General features: G+C 67.1%; 15 protein-coding genes. 4 read left to right on the top strand and 11 right to left on the bottom strand.

What is annotated here, in order from left to right; translation table 11 throughout:
* Positions 1-44: 44 nt before the first annotated feature.
* The 8 genes from VF643_RS15865 to VF643_RS15830 form a co-directional block, all read right to left on the bottom strand.
* Positions 45-437 (bottom strand): response regulator, encoded by a 393-nt coding sequence (locus tag VF643_RS15865; RefSeq protein ID WP_331044407.1) that lies wholly within the window; start codon positions 435-437, stop codon positions 45-47.
* A 57-nt stretch (positions 438-494) separates the two neighbouring features.
* A complete protein-coding gene (locus VF643_RS15860) occupies positions 495-2,933 on the bottom strand; it encodes an ATP-binding protein (protein ID WP_331044351.1) in 2,439 nt (812 codons plus the stop codon).
* A gap of 9 nt (positions 2,934-2,942) precedes the next feature.
* Positions 2,943-4,247 carry an EAL domain-containing protein gene (locus VF643_RS15855; RefSeq protein ID WP_331044350.1) on the bottom strand — a complete coding sequence of 435 codons (1,305 nt, stop codon included), beginning with the start codon at positions 4,245-4,247 and terminating at the stop codon, positions 2,943-2,945.
* Between the two features lie 326 nt (positions 4,248-4,573).
* The gene (locus VF643_RS15850; RefSeq protein WP_331044406.1) at positions 4,574-6,043 is read right to left on the bottom strand and encodes an NAD(P)/FAD-dependent oxidoreductase; all 1,470 of its coding nucleotides are present in this window, start codon (positions 6,041-6,043) and stop codon (positions 4,574-4,576) included.
* Positions 6,044-6,106: 63 nt separating this feature from the next.
* Positions 6,107-10,339: a translocation/assembly module TamB domain-containing protein gene (locus VF643_RS15845; RefSeq protein WP_331044349.1), complete on the bottom strand. Its 4,233-nt coding sequence runs from the start codon at positions 10,337-10,339 to the stop codon at positions 6,107-6,109.
* Positions 10,339-12,495, bottom strand: a complete 2,157-nt coding sequence (locus VF643_RS15840) for a BamA/TamA family outer membrane protein (protein WP_414713887.1) — start codon at positions 12,493-12,495, stop codon at positions 10,339-10,341. Before VF643_RS15840 ends, VF643_RS15845 begins: the two co-directional genes overlap by 1 nt.
* Before the next feature lie 175 nt (positions 12,496-12,670).
* Complete coding sequence (locus VF643_RS15835; protein WP_331044347.1) at positions 12,671-14,743, bottom strand: malate synthase G; 2,073 nt, start codon at positions 14,741-14,743, stop codon at positions 12,671-12,673.
* 73 nt (positions 14,744-14,816) lie between these two features.
* On the bottom strand, positions 14,817-15,263 hold the full coding sequence (locus tag VF643_RS15830) for a MarR family transcriptional regulator (RefSeq protein WP_331044346.1): 447 nt from the start codon (positions 15,261-15,263) through the stop codon (positions 14,817-14,819).
* 117 nt (positions 15,264-15,380) lie between these two features.
* Here VF643_RS15830 and gntA point away from each other — a divergent pair, with 117 nt between their 5' ends.
* Positions 15,381-16,085, top strand: coding sequence for a guanitoxin biosynthesis heme-dependent pre-guanitoxin N-hydroxylase GntA (gntA, locus tag VF643_RS15825; RefSeq protein WP_331044345.1), 705 nt, complete (start codon positions 15,381-15,383; stop codon positions 16,083-16,085).
* Complete coding sequence (locus VF643_RS15820; protein WP_331044344.1) at positions 16,082-16,663, top strand: urea carboxylase-associated family protein; 582 nt, start codon at positions 16,082-16,084, stop codon at positions 16,661-16,663. The genes gntA and VF643_RS15820 overlap by 4 nt, the downstream gene beginning before the upstream one ends.
* Positions 16,664-16,796: 133 nt before the next feature.
* Here VF643_RS15820 and VF643_RS15815 read toward each other — a convergent pair whose 3' ends face one another.
* The 3 genes from VF643_RS15815 to VF643_RS15805 are packed head-to-tail and all read right to left on the bottom strand — an operon-like array spanning position 16,797 to position 19,368.
* Complete coding sequence (locus VF643_RS15815) at positions 16,797-18,206, bottom strand: coniferyl aldehyde dehydrogenase (RefSeq protein ID WP_414713886.1); 1,410 nt, start codon at positions 18,204-18,206, stop codon at positions 16,797-16,799.
* Positions 18,206-18,619, bottom strand: coding sequence for a hypothetical protein (locus VF643_RS15810; protein WP_331044342.1), 414 nt, complete (start codon positions 18,617-18,619; stop codon positions 18,206-18,208). Before VF643_RS15810 ends, VF643_RS15815 begins: the two co-directional genes overlap by 1 nt.
* Positions 18,616-19,368, bottom strand: coding sequence for a prepilin peptidase (locus tag VF643_RS15805; RefSeq protein ID WP_331044341.1), 753 nt, complete (start codon positions 19,366-19,368; stop codon positions 18,616-18,618). Before VF643_RS15805 ends, VF643_RS15810 begins: the two co-directional genes overlap by 4 nt.
* Positions 19,369-19,581: 213 nt before the next feature.
* Here VF643_RS15805 and VF643_RS15800 point away from each other — a divergent pair, with 213 nt between their 5' ends.
* Complete coding sequence (locus tag VF643_RS15800) at positions 19,582-20,763, top strand: acetyl-CoA C-acyltransferase (protein ID WP_331044405.1); 1,182 nt, start codon at positions 19,582-19,584, stop codon at positions 20,761-20,763.
* Positions 20,764-20,767: 4 nt separating this feature from the next.
* Entirely contained in the window at positions 20,768-21,469 is a 702-nt protein-coding gene (locus tag VF643_RS15795; RefSeq protein ID WP_331044340.1) for a DUF2490 domain-containing protein, read from the top strand.
* Positions 21,470-21,485 lie beyond the last annotated feature (16 nt).

The raw sequence follows: 21,485 nt of genomic DNA, 5'->3' as shown, positions 1-21,485 counted from the left end.
CGGCGAGTGAATCAATGCGTTGGTCGATGCCCCCGCCCAAGCGCCTAGAAGATCGCGCCCCCCGCCTGCGCATCGCGCGCGAGGATGCGGCCCATCGCATCGAACAGCGCGTCCATCGCCACCGGCTTGAACAGCACGTCGTCCGCGCCCGCGGCCAAACACCGTTCGCGCAGGTCCAGCGCAGTGTCCGCGGTCACCACGATCACCGGCACCTTGGCTTTTGCATCGGCGCGGGCGCGAATGTGCCGGATCGCAGTGATACCGTCCATCCCCGGCATGCGCAGATCGACGAGCAGAATATCGAAATCTTCCGCGTCGAGCATCGCCAATCCAGCCTCGGCGCTTTCGGCCTCGACCATATCGACGCTGGCGACGCCCAGCATGTCCTTGACGACCCGCCGGTTCATCCGGTCGTCCTCGATGAACAGCACCTTCATCGCCGCGATGGCGCAGTACGGGTGATCGAAGGGCCGGTCATACGCTGGCATATCTGCTCATGCAGCCCGCATGACAAGCTGGTCGTTACTTTGCCGAAACAATGATGCGACGAGTGACGGCCCGTCGATCGGGCGGGTCGCGATGCAGTCGATGCCGATGTCGTCCAGCCTCGCGCGTTCCGCATCGTCGTTCTTGGATAGCAGGAGCGTGACGGCGGCTCGTCCGCGCGCCGCATGGACGATCGTGCGGAGGTCCGAGACAAGGTCGCCGGACCGCACCGTGGCGTCGTCGATCAGCACCCGGGTTATCGACCCGGTGCCGATCAAGAGGGCCGCTTCGGCAGCATCTTCGGCGAAGACGATCCGCGCGGCATGCGGCATCAACAGCGTCCGGAAGAGGCTGCGGGTGATAGGGTTGCAGTCGAGTATCAAGAGCGCGGGCACGAGTGCGGCTGCAGCCTGATCTATGCATGGCGCGAGGCCGGGCGCATCCACGACGGGATTGAGCGGCAGGGTAACGGTGAAAACGGACCCCTGCCCCAACTCGCTTTCCACCCCGACATCGCCCCCCATGGCGCGCGCCAGTTGGCGGCAGATCGCCAGCCCCAATCCGGTTCCTCCGAATTGCCGCGTCGTTCCGGCATCGGCTTGGCGGAAGGATTCGAAGATCGCCTCCAGCTTGTCCGCGGCGATGCCGATTCCGGTGTCGCGCACTGTGATGATTGCGCGGCCGTCGCTCGACCAATGGGCGCCGATCGCGATCTCGCCACCTGTGGTGAATTTCAGGGCGTTCGACAGCAGGTTGAACACGATCTGCCGAACCCGCGCAGCATCGCCGCAGACCATCCCGGGGCAGATGTCGAGGGTGCGGACGAACGCCACGTTCTTGGATGCCGCCTGCGCTTCCCACAATCGCGTCGCATCCAGAATCGTTTCCGCCAGATCGAACGGCGCGGTTTCCAGCGTCAGCTTGCCCGTCTCCATCTTGGCAACGTCCAGGATGTCGTCGACCAACGCGCGCATCGTCGTTCCGGCGCCATGCACCACCGACAGCCGGTCGCGTGTCACGGCTGGCAACATGGGATCGGCGAGCATCACCTGGGTCATGCCCAGAATACCGTTCAGCGGGGTACGGATTTCGTGGCTCGTCGTTGCCAGGAACTCGGTCTTTGCGGCAAGCGCCTTGCCCAGCGCAGCGTTGGCGAGCGCTAGGTCGCCGTTGGCGGCACGCACATCATTGCGGCTCCGTCGGACGACGATCAGCCCCACCGCCAGCGCGAGGATGACGAGTGCCGTGGATGCAGCGCCACCGATGACGATATAGCGCTGCGTCGCGGCATGCTGACGTTCCGCGGCGACCCGGCGCTCCAGATCGTTGGCCTTCAGCCGGGCGATCCGCAATTCCTGATTGGCAAAGTCGAAGCGCGCCGCCATGAGCGCCGCACCGCTCGAAGTCGCCAGCCGCGTGGTTTGATCGTCGAGCCGCTTCAAGGCGAGAAGGTGGACCAGCGCACTTTGATATCGGCCGAGCGCGCTGAATACCCGATACGCGGTTTCATGGACGTCGCGAAAAGCAAAGGGCGTGGCCTTCGGATCGACGCCGGCAAAGCTGCGCTCGATCAACGTCGCCGCTTCATCCACTCGACCGCTTTGAAAGGCGGCTTGGGCAGCGACACCCGACATTGCCTGCCGGTTATAAGCGTCGAGCCGACTATACAGCGCTTGTCCTCTTGCAATCGTCTCGTTCGCGCCGACCACATCGTCGTGTTTGAGCTGGGAACGCGCAATGTTTCGCAATATCTGGGCGGTGAGCGCGTCGCTCTGCATACCATCTGCAATCACCAGGGCAGCGCGAAATCCGCGTTCCGCTTCTTCATATCGACCGAGATCGCGTAATACGGCGGCGCGATTGTTCTGCATCGACAAACTGAGCCCGGGATCGCCGCTGAAGACGGTCAAGGCCTGATCGAAGTATTTGAGTGCGGTGGAATAGTCCTTTGCGTCGCTGTAGAGGGATGCAATGCATATGAGGGCGATGGCGCGGTTGCGAGCATCCTTCAGCCTCAGGAAGATGGCGTGCGCACGCTGAAACTCCGCGAGCGCGACGACGACCTGCCCCGTTTCCCCGTGCATGCTCCCGCTGGACACCAAGATGTCGCCTTCCAGCCTGGAGCCGGGCGAATAGCGGTGCGCGAGAAGAAAAGCCTCCTTCAGCTTCGCGGTCGCAAGATCCATTTCTTTCAACCGATACGCCGCTTCGCCTTCGAGCCACAGCGCCGTAGCGCGCAGCCCTCCCCGAACAGATTCGTCGGTAATTCGGTCGATCTGCTCTCGCGCGAGACGTGCTTTGGTCTGCGCTTGATGAGGATCGACGAGCATGGCGGCGCGCGCCTTGGCGATAGTTGTCTCGGCCGCCTCACGGCTTGGCTCGGCCCGTGCCGAAGCGCCGGGCAAAATGGCCGCAGCCAGCGCTAAACCGAGGGCGAGTACGCGCAATCGCATCGATCAACCGCGCCCGCGATTTGCACCCAGCGACGCGAACGGCACCGGAAATTTCCCAGAAGCCTTTGGACGATATTCGCGCAGAAACGTGACCAGTGCCTCGATCGCGACGGGGCGGCTGATAAAAAACCCCTGCGCCATGTCGCAGCCCATGACGGACAATAGCGCAAGGGCGGCCGGCGTTTCGACCCCCTCGGCGACGACTTCCATGTCCAGTGCGTGGGCAAGATCGATGGTCGATCGGACGATCAGCGGGTCTCTGTTCGAACTCGTCAGCTGGGTGACGAACATCTTGTCGATCTTCAATTCTCGCGCCGGCAGTTGCTTGAGATACGCCAGGCTGGATAGCCCCGCGCCATAATCGTCGATTGCGAGGATGATGCCCAGGTCTGCAAAGGTCTTGAGATTGGCGATGGCACTCTCGGGATCGCGAATCACCGACGTCTCGGTGATCTCGAAGCCAAGGCGCGCGCCACTCGCCGGCACGATCTCGCGCACCGCCCGCACGAACCGAACGTCGCCGAGCAGCGCACCGGCGACGTTGATGAACATGATCTGCTCGTGCCCCATCGCAGCAAGCCTGCGCTGATCCGCGATGACCTGGTGCAATGTCCACAAGGTCAGGGCGACGATATCGCGCGATTCCTCTGCGATCGGGATGAAGTCGCCCGGCGGAATGAGGCCGCGCGTAGGGTGCCGCCAACGCACCAGCGCCTCGACCCCGACGACTTCCTGGCGGCGCAGATGGACCTTGGGTTGATACTGCAGGAACAGCGCACCTCCCGCGATGGCGCCGGCTAGATCGCGCTTCAACGCGATGCGATCGACCGAAGCGGTGCCGGGAAGCGCGCGAAGCACGGGATGCCGTTCGATGCGCGCATCCTCCAGCGCATGCTCGGCCTCCTCGATCAGCCGTAGTTCGTCGCCGGCCCCCGCAGGTGTGGCGCTTGCGCCTAGCAGCAGTTCGATACGATGCTCCTCGCCATCGATCGAAAACGGCGATTGGCAAGCGGCGTCGATGCGTGCGAGCATCGTATGAAGCGCTCCATAGCCAGCCGGCCGGAACGTGAGTTCGATGCGGTCATGCCCGACGACCGCCGGCACGAGCTCCGGAAACGCTTCCGCCAACCGATTTGCCACTGCGCCGATTGCGTGTGCAGCACCGGGCCGGCCGAGATGGCGACGGAGAACCTGATAATTGGCGATGACGGCGACCGCGAGGGCGCACCAGAGCACCGTATCGTCAGGCTTCGCCGTAGCCGGGTGGCTGGCGTCGGATAGCGACAGCGGCGACGGGGCATCTTTCATGCCCTACCGACTAATTCACGGGTCTGAAGATTGGCTTAAAACCGCTCTCATATGTGAAACCAGTGTTGAAGAGATTGTTTAACGCTTGGTTATCCATTACGCTCGCGAAGCGGTTTCGTCGAACCGTCAACGAGGGAGAGAATCATGCTGAAGTTCATTTTGGCGCTTATCAGCGACAGCAACATCAAGCCTTGGTAAAATAACGACTATCGGCCCGCGGAGCACATAGCGGCTGTCATCAGCCGCGTTCGAGCGCCGCGGGCCTTTATCTGCTGTGCTTGGCGGCGCATCGCCTCAGTGCTTCTTGATCGACGTGCGGGCCCTTTTCAGGCTGCGACATGCCGGACTGCCGGGTTCGAGAAACGCATCGCATCATCGACCGATCCGAATTTCAGCGCCATGATATCGAGCGCGTAATTCTGATTGAGTTTCCACGGCTTCTTCGAACCCTGCTTGGGCAGTCGCCCGATCGCGCGCTGAACGTAGCCGGAACTGAAATCCAGGAATGGCTCCTCGGCGACATCGGGATCATCGTTATATGGCGTCGCCTGGCGCAGCCCGCGCTTCGTCATCGTGTTCAGCAGCCGACACACGTACATTGCGGTCAGATCGGCCTTCAACGTCCATGATGCGTTGGTGTAGCCGAAGGTCGTCGACAGGTTCGGCACGCCGTCGTACATCATTCCCTTGTAATGCAGCCGCGTCGCCAGATCGAGCGGAACACCGTCCAGCGTGAACGCGATGCCGCTCGCCATCTGCAGCTCCAGCCCGGTCGCCGTGACGATGATGTCGGCGGGCAGCATCTTGCCCGACGTCAGCCTGATGCCGTCCGTGACAAAGGTCTCGATGGTATCGGTTTCGACCGACGCGCGACCAGCCTTGATCGCCTCGAACAGATCGGCGTCTGGCACCAGACATAGCCGCTGGTCCCAGGGATTGTAGCGCGGGGTGAAGTGCGTCGCGATGTCGTAATCGGGGCCGAGATGCTCGCGCACCATCCCCAGCAGCTGCTGCTTGACCTTTTCGGGCTTCTTGCGCGCTATGCGGAAGAACATCATGCCGAGCAGCACGTTCTTCCACCGCGTCACGCCGTATGCTGCTCGCCGCGGCAGCCTGGCGTGCAGCCAATTGGCGATCGGATCGCGCGCCGGGCGCGACACGACATAGGTCGGCGACCGCTGGAGCATCGTCACCTGCGCGGCGGTCTTCGCCATCTCGGGCACCAGTGTCACCGCGGTCGCGCCGCTGCCGATCACGACGACGCGCTTGTCCTCATAGTCCAGGTCTTCGGGCCAGAATTGCGGATGCACGATCCGCCCGCCGAACGACGCCGCACCCGGAAAGTCCGGCGAATGTGCCTTGGCGTAATCATAATAGCCCGAACACAGGTTCAGGAAATTGCAGGTGAAGGCGATCGGCCCGTCCGGCCCTTCGCCTTCCACGGTCCAGCGCGCATGTTCGGTCGACCAGGCGGCCGTGCGGACGCGGTGGCCGAAGCGGATGTGCCGGTCGATGCCGTAGGTCCGGGCCGTCTCCTCGATATAGCCGCGGATCGCATCGCCGCCGGCGATCGACGCCTCCTGCGTCCAGGGGTGGAAGGCGAATCCGAGCGTGTGCATATCGGAATCCGAGCGGATGCCGGGATAGCGGAACAAGTCCCATGTACCCCCGATCGCCGCGCGGCCTTCGAGGATCACATAGGAGCGGCCTGGGCAGCGCGTCTGGAGGTGATAGCCTGCGCCGACGCCCGAAATCCCGGCGCCGACCACGACCACGTCGAAATGCTCCATCGCCATCCCTCCTCCCGGCTTCACGGCCGGTTGCAGATGAAGACGTATCGCAAGCGTGGGCGGCTGTCCTCAATAATCCCGGGAATACCGCAGCGAAGCACCCGATCCGCCGAACGACCCGGTCGACGACAGCAGGCTGAGGGCCTTGCTCAGCGCGATCTCGATCTGCGTGGCGGTGAAGCCGCGCGCGTCGGTGACGATCTCGACATAGATGTTGTCGGTCAGATACTTGCCTGCCGCCAGGCTCGTACCCCGCCCGGTAGCATCATCCGCCCCCAGGATACGCAGTCGATCGAAGCCGGTCGCCGACCGCAGCTTGCCCAGCGGGTTCAGCCCGCCGCCGCCCGACCCGCGCAGCGAGTTGAGCGCCGCCGCCAGCTGGATCGCCTCGGTCGCCGATAGATTTTCCGGACTGCTGCCGAACAACAGACGGCTGAGCACCTCGTCCTGCGGCAATGCGGGCGTCGAGGTGAAGCTGATCTGCGGACGCTGCCCAGTGCCGGTGACGTTGATGACTGCGGTGATGCCGTTGACCGTCGTCGATGCCTGGATGTTGATGTCCGGATCGAGCAGCGCGCCGCCGCGGAAGCGCACCGTGCCCCGCGTCACCTCGAACCGCTTGCCCGAGAAACTGTACGTGCCGCGGACGAGATCGAGTCCGCCGGTGATGACCGGCGCGGTGCTCGTGCCGCCGACCCGCATGTCCATCTTCCATTCGGACTCCAGCCCCATGCCGGAGACGAACAGCTGGTTGTTGGCCCGCACCCGGATATCGAGCTTGAAATTGCCCGCAGGCGCCGGCGGGACGGGGCGATCGGTAGACCGCGCGATACGGATCTGACTGCGGCGGCGAACGCCCGTCAGTTCGGGCACCTCGGCCTGCCCCTGACGGATTATCGCATAGCGCGCCTCGGGGATCGTCAGGTCGCCCTGGATAAGCCCACCCTGAGGGCCGTTCGTCAGACGGATCGAGCCCGTCGCGGTCGCCCCCAGCGAATCGCTGCGGGCAAGACGCGCGTTGTTCAGCGTCGCACGGAAGTCGATCGGAAAGCCGCTCGCCGCTGCCAGCCCGATCGACCCTTGCGCCTTGACGGTGCCGTCACCGGCGCGTGCATCGAGTGTCGCAATCTCCAGCCGGTCGTTGTTGAACCGCCCGGCCAGACGCATCTGCGACAGCCGGGTGCCATAGACTTCGTTGTCGTAAGTCAGGTTGTCGGCACGGATCAGCCCGTTCACCCGCGGCGCGCGCACCTGACCCGAGAAATCGGCCGCCAGTGCGATCGGCCCGCTCAACTGCTGGTTGGGCAAGGCTGCAAAGCTGAACAGCACCGCCGAAGGCCCATTGTAACGAATGCCGCCGCCAAGCGGCGCCGCGAGCAATCGCGTCGTCCAGGCCCCGGCGCCGGGCGGCAGCGGGTTGAGCGTGGCGACCATCCGCCCGACGACGTTGGCGCCACGCCGCACGAGCGCGCGCCCCTGACCGCCGCCTTGATCGAGCGTCCCTGCAAACACGACGTCTACCGGCTGCGACACCGCGGCCAGCCCGGTTCGCTGGAAATTGCGCACCGTCACGCGCGCGTCCGCGGTTGGGAAGCTGGCGCTCGTCGCCTGCGCAAAGTCGAGACTGCCCGTCGCTTGCCCCTGAATGCCCAGGTTAGGCATCAGCGCGTTGAGGAACGACAGGTCCAGCCGGTCGAGCCGCGACTGCACCGCCATGCCCGGCCCATAGCGCCCCGCAAGCCGCAGCGACCCGCCGCCTGTACCGCCGAAGTCGATCCGGGTCGGCGACAGCAGATAGCCACTTTTCGCACCCCTGATCCGCGCCGGATTGACCGTGCGGAACGCGATGTTGTTCGCGCTCCCCTGCGCCGCGACGATATAATCGTTGGGCGCAAGTTTGGCATTCACCGCCAGTCGGAACGGCACGCCGCTGGAACCCGTCACCAGCGCCTGCGCCGTGCCGCGTCCGCCGACATAATTCACCTTCGCGCGCGCTGCCTGAAGCACCACCGCGCCATAGCGCACGTCGGCGATCTGCACGTCGGCCACGACTTGGGGGGTGGGGGTCAGCACCGCGCTGGCGTTGATGATCGCGCGGCCGATCGTGAAATCTACCATGCCGGGAATCGTCGCATTGTTCGCCCGCGCCGCCACGTCGGCTCGCTGGAATCCGCCCTGGTTCGCCAGCCGCACGTCGCCGGTGAGACCCTGACCTGCAAAGCGCAGATTGCCCGCGAACGGCCCCGCCATGCTCTGGATCAGCCGCCCGCTCGCCGCGATCCCGGCGAACACCACGCGGCGCACGTCAATCGCCAGCTGCGTGCCAGGCCGCACGAGGACATCGGCGGTAAACGGACCGTAATTGGTGCCGCCGCTCGCGGTGACCGCATACGCCCCGCCTCGTCCGACGATCCGCGCCTGCACGTTGGCCAGCCCGACGCCGAGACCCGGCCGCGCCGCACGAACTACGACGATGGGCGCGGTCGCGCTGCCCGTAATCCGCGCGGTCACCGGCCCATATTGGGTCGAATAGGCATCCGCATCGACCAGCAGCGCGCCGGTGTTCAGCGCATAGCGGCCCGACCCGCGGGTGATGCGGAACTGCGGCGCGTTCATCCGCACACCGGAAAAGGTCACCAACCCTGCTGGATCGTAGCCGACATCCGCACGGACCACCGCATTGCCGCCCAGGAAGGTGCGCAGGCCATCGTTGAAGATCTCTCGCGTCTGCGCGACCACGCGCCCCTTGATCCCGAAGCCGCCCGGCGTCGTCACCAGGTTGGCGTCGGTCGTGAGGTTCAGTATGCCGATGCTGTCGACGCGGTAATTGTTGATCCGCCCCTTGAGTGCGCCGGTATAACGCCCGGTCGCCATGTTCGCGACGAGCACCGCGGTGGCATCGACGTTGTCGGATCGAATGCGCAGATTGTCCGACAGGATGTTGGGCATCGCGATCGCCAGGTCACCCTGGATCGTCGCATTGTTCGCCAGACCACCGACCGCGGCGTTCAGCCCGGTGATCCGCTTCGCACGTGCGTTAAGAGGCACCAGGATGCGGTCGGCGTTCACCCGCGCCAGCCCCTCGGCGTACAGGTCCTCGACGCCCATGTCGCCGAAGCCGATCGCCGCGGCCTTCACCTTGTAGTCGACGGTCGGCGTCGCGAACGCGCCATCGAGCACCAACCGCGCGGTGACGTCGCGCCCACGCAGCCTTGGCGCGATCGCACCCGGCGTCAGCAGCTTGGCATCCACCGCGAAATTGCCGAACCGGCTGGCGGCGAGATCGATCAGCCCACCCGCATCGACGGACAGCGCGTCGGAACGCAGCGTCATCCGCGTATCCGCCCGCCGGTCGTTCAGCGTCGTGTCGATCGCCACGTCGAGCCGCGGCGCGGTCAGCCGCTCGACCGGCCCTTCCAGATACAGGCCGGGGCGCGTCGGCCCGCGTACCTCGATATGTCCGGCGCGCGCGCTCAGCGCCAGGTTCGCGAGTTCGCCGCCACCCAGCGTCGCCACCGCACGACCCTGCCACGACGCCCAGCTACCGCGCCCATCGACAGCAACGCTCAGCGGCGCTTCCAGTCCGCCCATCGTCGCCACGACGCCGCCGGTCGGGGCCTGGAGCTTGACGTTCACGTCGAGCTTGTTCTCCGCCGGCACCGCATCCAGCCGCAGCACCAGCCGGTCACCACCCGCCACGCCGGCGCCGCGCAGCGCCTGCGCATTGGCGGTCAGCTGCGCGCGGCGGTCCGCGATATGGGCGCTGCCATCGATGCTCAGCACGTGCGTCTGGCCGGTCACCGGCGCGCCGATCACGAACCGCGCGATCCGCAAGGCATTCACGTCGATATCAAGATCGGGGAGCAGTGGCGCGTTCGGATCGCTCGGCACCTGCTTGAGTTCCGGCCGCCGGGCGAGCGTCACCAGCCCCGCCGACAGCGTGCGCACGTCGATATGGTTCTGCGCATAGGCGAATGGTCGCCAATCCACGTCCAGCCGCGGGCTGGTCAGGAACACGCCCTTGGGGTCCGCCACCCGCAGATCGGACAGCACCATCTTGCCATAGAGCGATCCGTCGATCCGCCCGACCCGGATATTCAGCCCGGTCGCGGTCGTATAGCCGCCGATCTGGTCCGCCACGAAGCGCCGCCCCGGATCGGTGTTGATCCCGAACAGCACGATCGCGACCAGCCCGACCAGCGACAGGATCGCGATGCCGATCCACTTCAGGACACGCTGCCACAAGGGGCGATGAGCGGCCACGTTGCTCGCCTCTTCGATCCGGGCAGTGTCGTCGGCCATCAGAATGCCTGCCCGATCGAAATGTAGAGCGCGACCCGCCCGTCACCCGGCCGTTTGTTGAGCGGCGTCGCGACGTCGACCCGCAAAGGACCAAAATTGGTATAGAACCGCCCGCCGATCCCGGCGCCGAAGCGCAGGTCCGATCCGGTCGGGAAGGTGCTTTCATAGCTGTTGCCCGCATCGACGAACGGCACGATGCCGAAATCGCCGAAGCGATAGCGTGCCTCCAGCGCGAATTCGTTGAGCGATCGCCCGCCGACCGGGTCGCCGTTCGGATCGAACGGCCCGAGCCGCTGATAGCCATAGCCGCGCACCGATCCGCCGCCGCCGCCATAATAGCGCCGCGACGGCGCCAGATCGTCGCGCGCGATCCCGAAGATCGACCCCGCCCGCGCGCGCCCCGCGATCACCAGGCTCTGCCCGACCGGATAATAAGCGGTGCCCTCGATCATCGTCCGCGCATAGGGCCGCACCGCGCCGCGCACCGAAGCCTCCGGGCTGACGTTGATCTTCAGGCGATAGCCTCTGGTCGGGTTGAGCAGCGAATCCGACCGGTCGAACATCGCCTGCCCCGGCAGCGCCGCGATGCCATAGGTGCCGCGCTCGCGCGCGCCTCTGGCGAAATCATAGACGCTCTCGTTCGTGCCGACCAGTTCGACGCCAAAGGCATAGGTGAATTTCTTCTGCCAGATCGGCGTCGAATCATAGCTGATCCGCGCCGACAGCGTCCCCGTGAACGCATCGAAGGCGTCGTAACTCTGGTGCAGCGCCGAGGCGGTCAGCGTCACCGTGCGGTCGCGCCGCCCGGCGTTCTGGCGGCGGAAGCTGGCGCCCGCGCCCTGCTGCTGCGTGCCGGCGGTCGCGTTCACGATCAGCGCGCCCTCGGGCGGGAACAGGTTGCGGTGGACCCAGCTGCCCTCCAGCGTCATGCCCTGCCCGGTCGAATAGCCCGCCTGCCCCGCCAGCGTGCGCGCCGGCCCCTTGGCTTGGCGGATCAGCAGATCGACCTGCTCGGTGGCATCCGGGCCGGGCCGTCCGGTGCGCACCGGCTCGACCGACACGGTCTGGAACAGCCCCGTCGCGACCAGCGCATCGCGCAGATCGTCGACCTTGCGCGTGTCATACAGGTCGCCGCCGTCGAAGCGCGGGAAGACGTTCAGGTGCTTCAGGTCGAAGACCGGATCGCCCTCGGTGGTCAATTGCCCGAACGACGCGCGCGGCCCGGTATCGACCGGCAGCGTATACGCGCCGACCGCCTCGGGGGACTGATCCTCCAGCAGGATGTCGCGCTCGCCGACCTTGACGAAGGGATAGCCCTGTTGCGGCAGCCGCAGCGACACATTCGCCTCGGCCCCTTGGATGCGATCCGCCTGGATCGGATCGCCCACCTTCAGCGGCAGTTCGCGGCGCACCAGCCCCTCAGGCACGGTCGCATCGGCGTTCACCGTGACCGACGACAAGGTATAGAGCCGCCCCGGCGTCGCGGTCACCGTCGCGCGCAGGCGGCCCACCGATCGCGGCGATCCCGCCGGGATCGTCTCGACGACCGACAGCGCGGTCGCATCGTAATAGCCCAGCGACTTCAGCAGCCTGACCGCCAGCGCCTCGTCCTCGCGCGCCCGCGCCGCGACCTGGGTCTCGTTCGCGGCCTTGCCGTCGCCCTCGCGCAGCGCCGACAGCGCCTTGAACCGGCTCTCCAGATCCTGGATGTCGAGGCCGGCGAGCACGGTCTCGTAGCGGATTTCGGGCGCATCGCGATCGGCGACGTCGGCGGCGGTCTCCAGCGGCGCGGTGTCGAACGTGCCCAGCGGCGCCAGCGGCTGCGCGAGTTCGGCGTCGAGCACCGCCGCGGGCGGCAGCACATCGCCAGTCGCAGCCGGGCCGGTCGCCGGGGGAGTCGCGGTCTGCGGCGTAACAGGCACCGAGGTCACAGGGGGGAGCGTCGTGCCTGAGGTGGGCGGCGTCATCGCCTCCAGCGGCGCATTGATATCCCCGCTCAGCGGCGGCAGCGCGGCGTCGAATTCGGCCTCGGGCACGATCGGGCCCGCGGGGGCCGGCACCGGCGCCTCGCCCGCCTGCGGCGTGGTGCCAACCTTGGGTGCATCAGCCTTGGGCGCATCCGGGCCTTTGGCGGGCGCGCTTCCGGGCTGCGAAATCTGTGCGGCGGCAGGAAAAGCGGCGACGAGCGCGGACGCGATCCAGAAATGCCGCCCGTTCACGCGTCGAAATTGCAAAGACCTTACCCCCTTGGCGCCGGCGGCACGGCCGTTACCGGCACCACCCCTCACGCGCAACGCCGATGCGGCGGATTGGTTGCAATAGCCTTCACCATCAAGCGTTTGCCGCTTTCACCAGCGCCCGGAAAGCATGCAGCAGCGGCTCGGTATAGCCGCTCGGCTGCGCCACCCCTTCGAACACCAGCGCCCGCGCCGCGCGATAGGCCGCGCCGTCCTCATTCCCCACCAGCGGGCGATACGCCGGATCGCCCGCATTCTGCGCATCGACCTTCGCCGCCATCCGCGCGAAGGCCGCGTCGATCTCGGCCTCGGTCGTCACCCCGTGGAGCAGCCAGTTCGCCATATGCTGCGACGATATGCGCAATGTCGCGCGGTCCTCCATCAGGCCGACGTCGTCGATATCGGGCACCTTCGAACAGCCCACGCCCTGGTCGATCCAGCGCACGACATAGCCCAGGATGCCTTGCGCATTGTTGTCGAGTTCGCGCGCCACCTCCTGCGGCGTCCAGTTGCGCCCCTGCGCCACCGGCACGCTCAGCAGGTCGCCGAGCGCGGGCACCGCCTCGCCCGCGATCTCCCGCTGCCGCGCGAACACGTCGATCTGGTGGTAATGGATCGCGTGCAGCGTCGCCGCGGTCGGCGACGGCACCCAGGCGGTGTTCGCGCCGCTCGCGGGATGCGCGATCTTCTGCGCCATCATGTCGGCCATCCGGTCGGGCGCCGCCCACATCCCCTTGCCGATCTGCGCGCGTCCCGACAGGCCGTGGGCGAGGCCGATGCGGACGTTGCGATCCTCATAGGCCCTGATCCAGGCACTCGCCTTCATCTCGGCCTTGGGGATCATCGGCCCGGCACGCATCGCGGTGTGCATCTCGTCGCCGGTGCGATCGAGGAAGCCGGTGTTGATGAACGCGATTCTGTCCTTCACCGCGGCGATGCACGCCGCCAGATTGGCCGACGTCCGCCGCTCCTCGTCCATCACCCCGATCTTGATCGTGTGGCGCGCGAGACCGAGCAGATCCTCGACCGCATCGAACAGCCGGTCGGCGAAGGCGCATTCCTCCGGCCCGTGCATCTTGGGCTTGACGATATACACCGATCCGCTGCGGCTGTTCACGAAGCGGCCCAGCCTGCGGAGGTCGAACGACGCGATCGTCGACGTGACGATCGCGTCGAGAATGCCCTCGGGCGCCTCGCCGCCGCCGGGCAGCAGCACCGCCGGCGTCGTCATCAGATGGCCGACGTTGCGCACGAACAGCAGCGACCGGCCGGGCAGCGTCGCCTGCCGATCCTGCGCGTCGATATAAGCGATGTCGGCCGCCAGCCGCCGGGTCATCGCGCCGCCGCCCTTCTCGAACGTCTCCTCCAGCGTCCCGTCCATCAGCCCGAGCCAATTGGCATAGGCCGCGACCTTGTCCTCGGCATCGACCGCCGCGATCGAATCCTCCAGATCGACGATCGCGGTCAGCGCCGATTCGAGGCGGACGTCGGCGATGCCGAGCGGATCGGTACGGCCGATCGGATGGGCGCGGTCGACCACGACTTCGATGTGCAAGCCGGTGTTCCTGTAGAGCCGCGATTCGCCGCGCGTCCCAGCGAACTGCACCTCATCGGCCAGCACGACGGGCCAGGCCGCATCGGCCCACGACCCCGTTGCCAGCGGCACCGCCTCGTCCAGGAAGGCGCGCGCCCGCGCGATCACCTGCGCGCCCCGCGCGCGGTCGTATCCGCCCGCCGCCGCTGTGCCCGGCAAGGCGTCGGTGCCGTACAGCGCGTCGTACAGGCTCCCCCAGCGCGCATTCGCCGCGTTCAGCACGAAGCGCGCGTTCAGCACCGGCACCACCAGTTGCGGCCCAGCCATCGTCGCGATCTCGGCGTCGACGTTCGCGGTGCCGATCGTGAACGGCGCCGGCTCGGGCACCAGATAGCCGATCTCGCGCAGGAACGCCTCGTCCACCGCGCCGCCCGCCAAATAGCGCGCGTCGATCGCCGCCTGCAGTTCCTCGCGCCTGGCCAGCAGCGCCGCATTCTCAGGCACGAACCGCGCGAAAATGTCGGCCACGCCGCGCCACCAAGCCTGCGGGTCGATCTCCAGCGGCGCGAGCACCCGCCGATCGAGAAATTCGGCGAGTTCGGGGGCGACCTTCAGGCCGGCGCGGTCGTGCATGGAACCTCCTTGGCGAATAACGAACGATGCCTGGGGAGGGCCTGCCGCGTCTAGGCCATCGCGACGCGGCGGATCAACCCTCCAATCCGCCCGCCGCCGCCTCGATGCGATCCAGTATCGCACGAAACTGCGCCAGCTCGGCCGGATCGACCCCGCCGAAGATACGCGCCTCCATCTCCAGCGCCTTGGGCGCCACCTGCTCGTACAGTCCGCGCCCGTCGGGGGTGAGCGACAGCAGGTGAGACCGCTGGTCCGCCGGATTGTCGCGCCGCTCGATCAGCCCGCGCTCCGCCAGCGCGATTGCGGCGCGACTGACCGTCACCTTATCCATCCGCGTCCGCGCGCCCAGCGCCTGCTGCGACAGGCCGTCGCTCTCCGCGATCACCGCGACCAGCCGCCATTCGGGAATGCGCAGCCCGAACAGCGCCTGGTACGTCGATGCGATCGCCCCCGACACGACGTTCGACACCACCGAAAGGCGAAACGGCAGGAACGCATCGAGCGACAGTGTCTGGGTCATGAGATCATCCTGCCCCGCCCCGCTGCGGGACACCAGCCCTGGCCGCCCACGCGACTATGACTTGGATCAGGACGGCAGCGGGAACGACATGCCCGAGTCGAACGTAACGCTTGGCCGATGACCAGTCCCCACACCCCGATGTTCCCCTGGCGCCACGATGCGCAGGGTCAGTTCGAAGCCATGCTGGAGGCGCATGTCGCTGATCGCGCCTTCCCCTGCGTCGGTGCCAAGGCCGCGCTGGCGAAGGGTACGCTGAACGTGCTGGCCGCCAATCGTATCGACAGCGCCTGGGACGATCTGCGCATCCACGACGGCCTGATCCGCTTCGCTGAGGCTTACCGCGAAAACCCCGGCCTGTTCCGCAGCTTCGCGGTCGTGTTCGAAGGCCCCGAAGAACTGGACGAACCCGCGTTCGAAGCGGCGGTGTGGCAGCGCATCCAGTCGCTCTCCGACAAGGACGTGTGGCGCGGCCAGCCCTATGACGAACGCGTCAGCGCCGACCCCGATTCGCCGCATTTCTCGCTGAGCTTCGGTGGCGAGGCGTTCTTCGTCGTCGGTCTCCACCCCAATGCCAGCCGCCTCGCCCGCCGCTTCGCGCGCCCGGCGATGGTCTTCAACCTCCACGACCAGTTCGAGACGCTGCGCGCCGAGGGCAAATATGAGGGCCTGCGCGAGAAGATCATGGTTCGCGACGAGGCGATCGCCGGGTCGCGCAACCCCATGCTCTCGCGCCACGGCGATCTGAGCGAAGCCCGCCAGTATAGCGGCCGGGTCGTGGACGCTGACTGGCGCTGCCCCTTCCACTATGCCGGTTCCAAGTGAGCGCTCAGGAAATTCCGGAACGCTCGGGGACGGCATTCCGGCTGAGCGAAGGGCAGATTCTCACCGTCATCGACCCGCGCGGCATGCAGGTGGCCGATCTGCTGGCGTTCAACGCCGACGATCTGGACGAGGTCATCTCCTCGGGCCGCACGCTCGATTATGCCGAGACGATCCGGCTGACGACGGGGCATTCACTCTATTCCAACCGCTCGCGCGTGATGCTGGAGATCGTCGCGGATACGGTGGGCGTGCATGACTTCCTGCTGACGCCGTGTTCCTACGACACGTTCCACCATTTCTACCCCGATCTGCCGGCGCATCGCGGCTGCTTCGGAAATCTCGTCGCCGCGCTCGAACCCTATGGCGTGGCTCCCGATCGCATTCCGATCGCGTTCAACTGCTTCATGAACGTGCCCGTCGATGCCGGCGGTCGGCTGAGCGTCCTGCCGCCGGTCAGCAAGGCGGGCGACCATATCGCCTTTCGCGCCGCGATGGACCTGGTCATCGGCCTGACCGCCTGCTCGGCCCCCGCCTCGAACGGCGGCAGCTTCAAGCCGATCCACTACGGCATAACCTAATTCCTCCCCTGCAAGGGGAGGGGACCGCCACGCGCAGCGTGGTGGTGGAGGGGGCGTGCCACCAGCGATTCCCTGTGCGGAGAACCCCCTCCACCAGCTACGGCTGGTCCCCCTCCCCGCCAGCGAGGAGAAATTACCGCCCCATCTGCCGCGCGATCGTCTTGGCCAGCGCCTTGCCATAAGGCGGCTTCATCCCCGCGATCTTCGCGACATCGAGCCTGGATTGCTTGAAAACCGCGCGCGCATGGCTGAAGGTGCGAAAGCCATCGACGCCGTGATAGCTCCCCATCCCCGACGGCCCGACGCCGCCGAACGGCAGATCCTCCATCGAGACGTGGAAGATCACGTCGTCCAGAGTCACGCCGCCTGACACCGTACGGTCCAGCACGCGCCGCCGCTCGCCCTCGTCCGTCCCGAAATGGTACAAAGCAAGCGGCCGGCCCCCGCGATTGATCCGCGCGATCGCATCGTCGATGCCGTCGTATCGGACGATCGGCAGGACGGGACCGAATATCTCCTCCTGCATGACCAGCATGTCGTCGGTCGCGTCACGGACGATGTGGAGCGGCATCTTGCGCGCGTTCGAAGCGGTGAAATCCTCGCCCGCCGGGTTCACCGTCTCGACTGTGGCCCCCTTGGCCCACGCATCGTCGAGCCAGCCGGACAGACGCGCGAAATGCCGGTCGTTGATGATCGCGGTATAATCGGGGTTGCTCAGCAGCGTCGGATACATCGCCGATGCCGCTGCCTTCAGCCCCGCGACCACCGCCGCCTCGTCCTCCGGCCGGGCCAGCACATAATCCGGAGCCAGGCATATCTGCCCGGCATTCAGCATCTTGCCTAATGCCACCCGCTCGGTTGCGCGTGCGATGTCCGCGCCCGCGCCGATCACCACCGGCGATTTGCCGCCCAGTTCCAGCGTCACCGGCACCAGATTGTCCGCGGCGGCGTGCAGGATATGCCGGGCGATCCCGGTCGCGCCAGTGAACAGCAGATGATCGAGGGACAGCGAGGCGAACGCCTGCCCGACATCAGGCCCGCCGCTGACGAACGCGAGTTCCTCGGCCGCGAAATACCTTGCCGCCACCTGCTCGAACAGCGCGGCGGTCGCCGGCGTGAATTCGCTGGTCTTCACCATCGCCCGATTGCCGGCAGCAAAGATGCCCGCAAGCGGCCCCATCACCAGGTTCACGGGGAAATTCCACGGCGCGATGACCCCGACTACGCCCTTGGGCTGATATTCCACCCACGCCCGCGCGCCCAGCAGCCCCAGCGGAAACTGCACCTTGCGCCTCTCGCGCTTCGCCCAGCCGTCGAGGTGCTTGAGCGCATGGTCGATCGGCCCGATCGAACCCGCGATGTCGGTCAGCATCGACTGATCGCGGCTGCGGTGGCCGAAGTCCTCGCTCAGCGCGTCGCAGAACCGCGCAGCGTTATCGCGCACCATCGCCGCCGCACGCTTCAGCCGATCGCGGCGAGAAGCCAGGCTGACCGGCATCTCGGCCGTGAACGCCGCGCGCTGCGCCGTCAGCAGATCATCCATCACACGCATCCGATCACCCCCGCTACCGGCACGACCACTACATCGTGCCCGGCGCGCGCGATCGTCAGCGTGCCGCTCGGCACCGCCGCGCCGGCCGCCAGATCGGGCCGGCGCGCGACCGTCATGTCGAGGGTCGCGCTCAGGTCGCCGCCCGCATAGTCCGTCACTGCGGCGAAGCCGTAATCCCCCGCCCCCCGCGCCGCTGCCTGACCGACATCGACGATCCTGCCGTCGATCGTCATGCGCAGCTGCCCCGGATCGGCGCTGGCCATGGCGACCAGCGAACGGTCCGCGACGCTCCAGAGATAGGCGGCACAGCCTTTGGAGGGCAGCGCCTGCTTGGGCAGCACGCCGGGAATCGGGCCAGGAGGAGAGAGCGCGACGGATTGGAGAAGCAGGGCCAATAGCATCATGGTGTCGACGCTATCATGACCAGCCACGCCGGGTAAGCCGCCACCGCGAGCAGCACCCCGAACGGCACCGCATCATCGGCCGCCAGCCGCCGCCCCCGTGCCGCCTGCCACGCGACCCAGCCCAGCCCAACGACACTCGCCATCAGCAGCACGGCCGGCAGCATCCGCCATCCCAGCCACAATCCGATCGCGCCCAGCATCTTCGGATCGCCGCCGCCCATCCCATCGCGCCCGCGCCACTTGCGATATCCCGCCGCGATCGACCACAACGCGACAAAGCCTGCCGCCCCGCCGATCAGCCGCTCGCCGAGATCAGGCGACACGCCGGCCAGCGCTGCCGCTATCCCCGCCAGCGCCAGCGTCGCGGTGAGCCGATCCGGCAGCCACCAATGCCTGAGGTCGAGCATCGCCAGCGCCAGGAGCAGCCACCCGAACACCGCCCCCGCAAGCGCGACCGGCCCCGCCGCCAACGCTCCGGCGACCGCCCCGACAACTGCCGCCGCCAGTTCCACCCACGCATGCACCGGATCGATCATCGCTCCGCAATCCCGGCACCGCCCGCGCAACACCAGCCCGCTCGCCACCGGCACCAGATCACGCGCCCGCACCGTCGCCCCGCACGCATCGCAAGCCGATCGCCCGCGCATCACAGATCGCCCCGCGGGCCAACGCACCACCAGCGCCGCGACGAAACTCCCCACGATGGCGCCCAGGATCGCGAGTCCGGCGCCCCACGCCACCATGTCCATGCCAGCCATCGCGCAGGACTATAGTGCCGCCGCAGTGGAACGCACGCGCCCGAGTCCCTAAGTTGGGACCAGGTGGGACCGGCGCCACCTCCGGTCGCCCCGAGCGAAGTCAAAGGGCACGGCCTCAGGCCATGCGCTTCGACTGTGCTCAGGGCGAAGGGAGGCAGGCGGCATCCTGCACGTACCTGATCTTCTGGAGAGCATCCCGTGACCGTGTCCGATCCGATCGTCATCCTGTCCTACGCCCGCACCCCGATGGGTTCGTTCGCCGGCACGCTCGCAGGCGCCTCCGCCACCCAGCTCGGCGCCACCGCGGTCACGGGCGCGGTGGATCGCTCCGGGGTGAAGGCGGAGGCGATCGAGCGCATCTACATGGGCTGCGTTCTCCCCGCCGGCCTCGGCCAGGCGCCCGCGCGCCAGGCGGCGATCGGCGCCGGGCTAGGCACGCATGTCGAGGGCACGACCGTCAACAAGATGTGCGGTTCGGGCATGCAGGCGGCGATCATGGGGCATGACGCGCTCGCCGCGGGCTCGGCCGACCTGCTCGTCGCCGGCGGCATGGAGAGCATGTCGAACGCCCCCTACCTCTCGAAGAAGCACCGCGGCGGCGCGCGTATCGGCCACGACACGTTGTACGACCACATGTACCTGGACGGGCTGGAAGACGCATACGAACCCGGCCGCCTGATGGGCAGCTTCGCCGAGGAAACCGCCGCCGAATATCAGTTCACCCGCGGCGCGATGGATGATTACGCGATAGAATCGCTACAGCGCGCGCAGGCTGCGCAGAAGAGCGGTGCCTTCGACCGCGAGATCGTCGCGGTCGAGGTGAAGGGCCGCAAGGGCATCGAGACCGTCTCGCTCGACGAACAGCCCGCCCGCGGCGATGTGGCGAAAATCCCGACGCTCAAGCCCGCCTTTTCCAAGGACGGCACGATCACCGCGGCCAACGCCTCCTCCATCTCCGACGGCGCGGCCGCGCTGGTGATGACCCGCATGAGCGTCGCCGAGCGCCTGGGGATCAAGCCGGTCGCGCGCGTCGTGTCCCATGCCGCCCACGCCCACGAACCCGCCCGCTTCGCCACAGCCCCCGTATTCGCGATGCGCAAGGCGCTGGAGCGGGCGGGATGGTCGGCGAGCGATGTCGACCTCTACGAGGTGAACGAAGCCTTCGCCTGCGTCGCCATGATCGCGCTGCGCGACCTCGGCCTGGCGCACGACGTCGTCAATATCCACGGCGGCGCGTGCGCGCTGGGCCATCCGATCGGTGCCAGCGGCGCGCGGGTGCTGGCGACGTTGCTGTCGGCGCTCGAGCGTTCGGGACAGCGGCGCGGCCTGGCCTCGCTGTGCATCGGCGGCGGTGAGGCAACCGCGATGGCGCTCGAGCTGGTATAGGATTTTGCGGCATCGTCGCCCGGCGCGTCGCGGCCTGCTGGCCGGTCCGCTTCTGCTCGCCGCCTTGCCCGCGCGGGCGCAGCAGCAGGACGAACAGCTCTGGTTTCAGGTCAACACCAACGTGCCCCTGGCGGACGGGGTACGCGTGACGCTGGAGCAGATCGCGCGCTTCGGGGATCGTGCCGATGGGCTGTTCCAGACCGAATTCGGCGGCATCTTGGGCTATCGTCTGTCCGACCGGATCGAACTGGGCGTCGGGTATCGCAAGGTCGGCGCGCATAACGGCAATCTGGCCGACGACGAGGATCGCCTGCGCCAGCATGTGATCGCCAGCTTCGGCCCGGTCGTCACCCGATTCCGGATCGACGAACGCTTCCATCCGCGCGGCGACGAGATCGGCTTTCGTATCCGCCCGCTGGTCCGCTACAATCACCGGCTCGAAACCGACGGCCTGGCGCTGTTCGTCAGCCACGAGAGCTTCTACTTTCCCAACAGCACCCGCTGGGGGCAGCGCCGCGGCTACGACCGGATGCGCAATGTCGCCGGTGTCACGCTGCCGATCGGCCGACTGGCGAGCGCCGACCTCGGCTATCTCAATCAATATCGGCTGTCCCGCGGCGGTTCGCGCGCGCAGATGGACCATGCGCTAAGTCTGCAGGTGACGATCAACGTGGCCGCAGTGGCCGCGCCACGCGTCGACGATTGAACCAGCGGGCACCGGC

The organism is Sphingomonas sp. (assembly GCF_036387595.1).
Taxonomy (GTDB): domain Bacteria; phylum Pseudomonadota; class Alphaproteobacteria; order Sphingomonadales; family Sphingomonadaceae; genus Sphingomonas.
Note: the sequence above shows the minus strand (reverse complement) of the source record. Positions and strands in the feature narration are given on the sequence as shown.

Excerpts from the sequence above, each read along its gene's own strand:
- VF643_RS15835 (WP_331044347.1), bottom strand. The coding sequence starts at position 14,743 with ATGCACGACCGCGCCGGCCTGAAGGTCGCCCCCGAACTCGCCGAATTT.
- VF643_RS15855 (WP_331044350.1), bottom strand. The coding sequence starts at position 4,247 with ATGAAAGATGCCCCGTCGCCGCTGTCGCTATCCGACGCCAGCCACCCG.
- gntA (WP_331044345.1), top strand. The coding sequence starts at position 15,381 with ATGACCAGTCCCCACACCCCGATGTTCCCCTGGCGCCACGATGCGCAG.
- VF643_RS15850 (WP_331044406.1), bottom strand. The coding sequence starts at position 6,043 with ATGGCGATGGAGCATTTCGACGTGGTCGTGGTCGGCGCCGGGATTTCG.
- VF643_RS15805 (WP_331044341.1), bottom strand. The coding sequence starts at position 19,368 with ATGGACATGGTGGCGTGGGGCGCCGGACTCGCGATCCTGGGCGCCATC.
- VF643_RS15865 (WP_331044407.1), bottom strand. The coding sequence starts at position 437 with ATGAAGGTGCTGTTCATCGAGGACGACCGGATGAACCGGCGGGTCGTC.
- VF643_RS15815 (WP_414713886.1), bottom strand. The coding sequence starts at position 18,206 with ATGGATGATCTGCTGACGGCGCAGCGCGCGGCGTTCACGGCCGAGATG.
- VF643_RS15830 (WP_331044346.1), bottom strand. The coding sequence starts at position 15,263 with ATGACCCAGACACTGTCGCTCGATGCGTTCCTGCCGTTTCGCCTTTCG.
- VF643_RS15845 (WP_331044349.1), bottom strand. The coding sequence starts at position 10,339 with ATGGCCGACGACACTGCCCGGATCGAAGAGGCGAGCAACGTGGCCGCT.
- VF643_RS15810 (WP_331044342.1), bottom strand. The coding sequence starts at position 18,619 with ATGATGCTATTGGCCCTGCTTCTCCAATCCGTCGCGCTCTCTCCTCCT.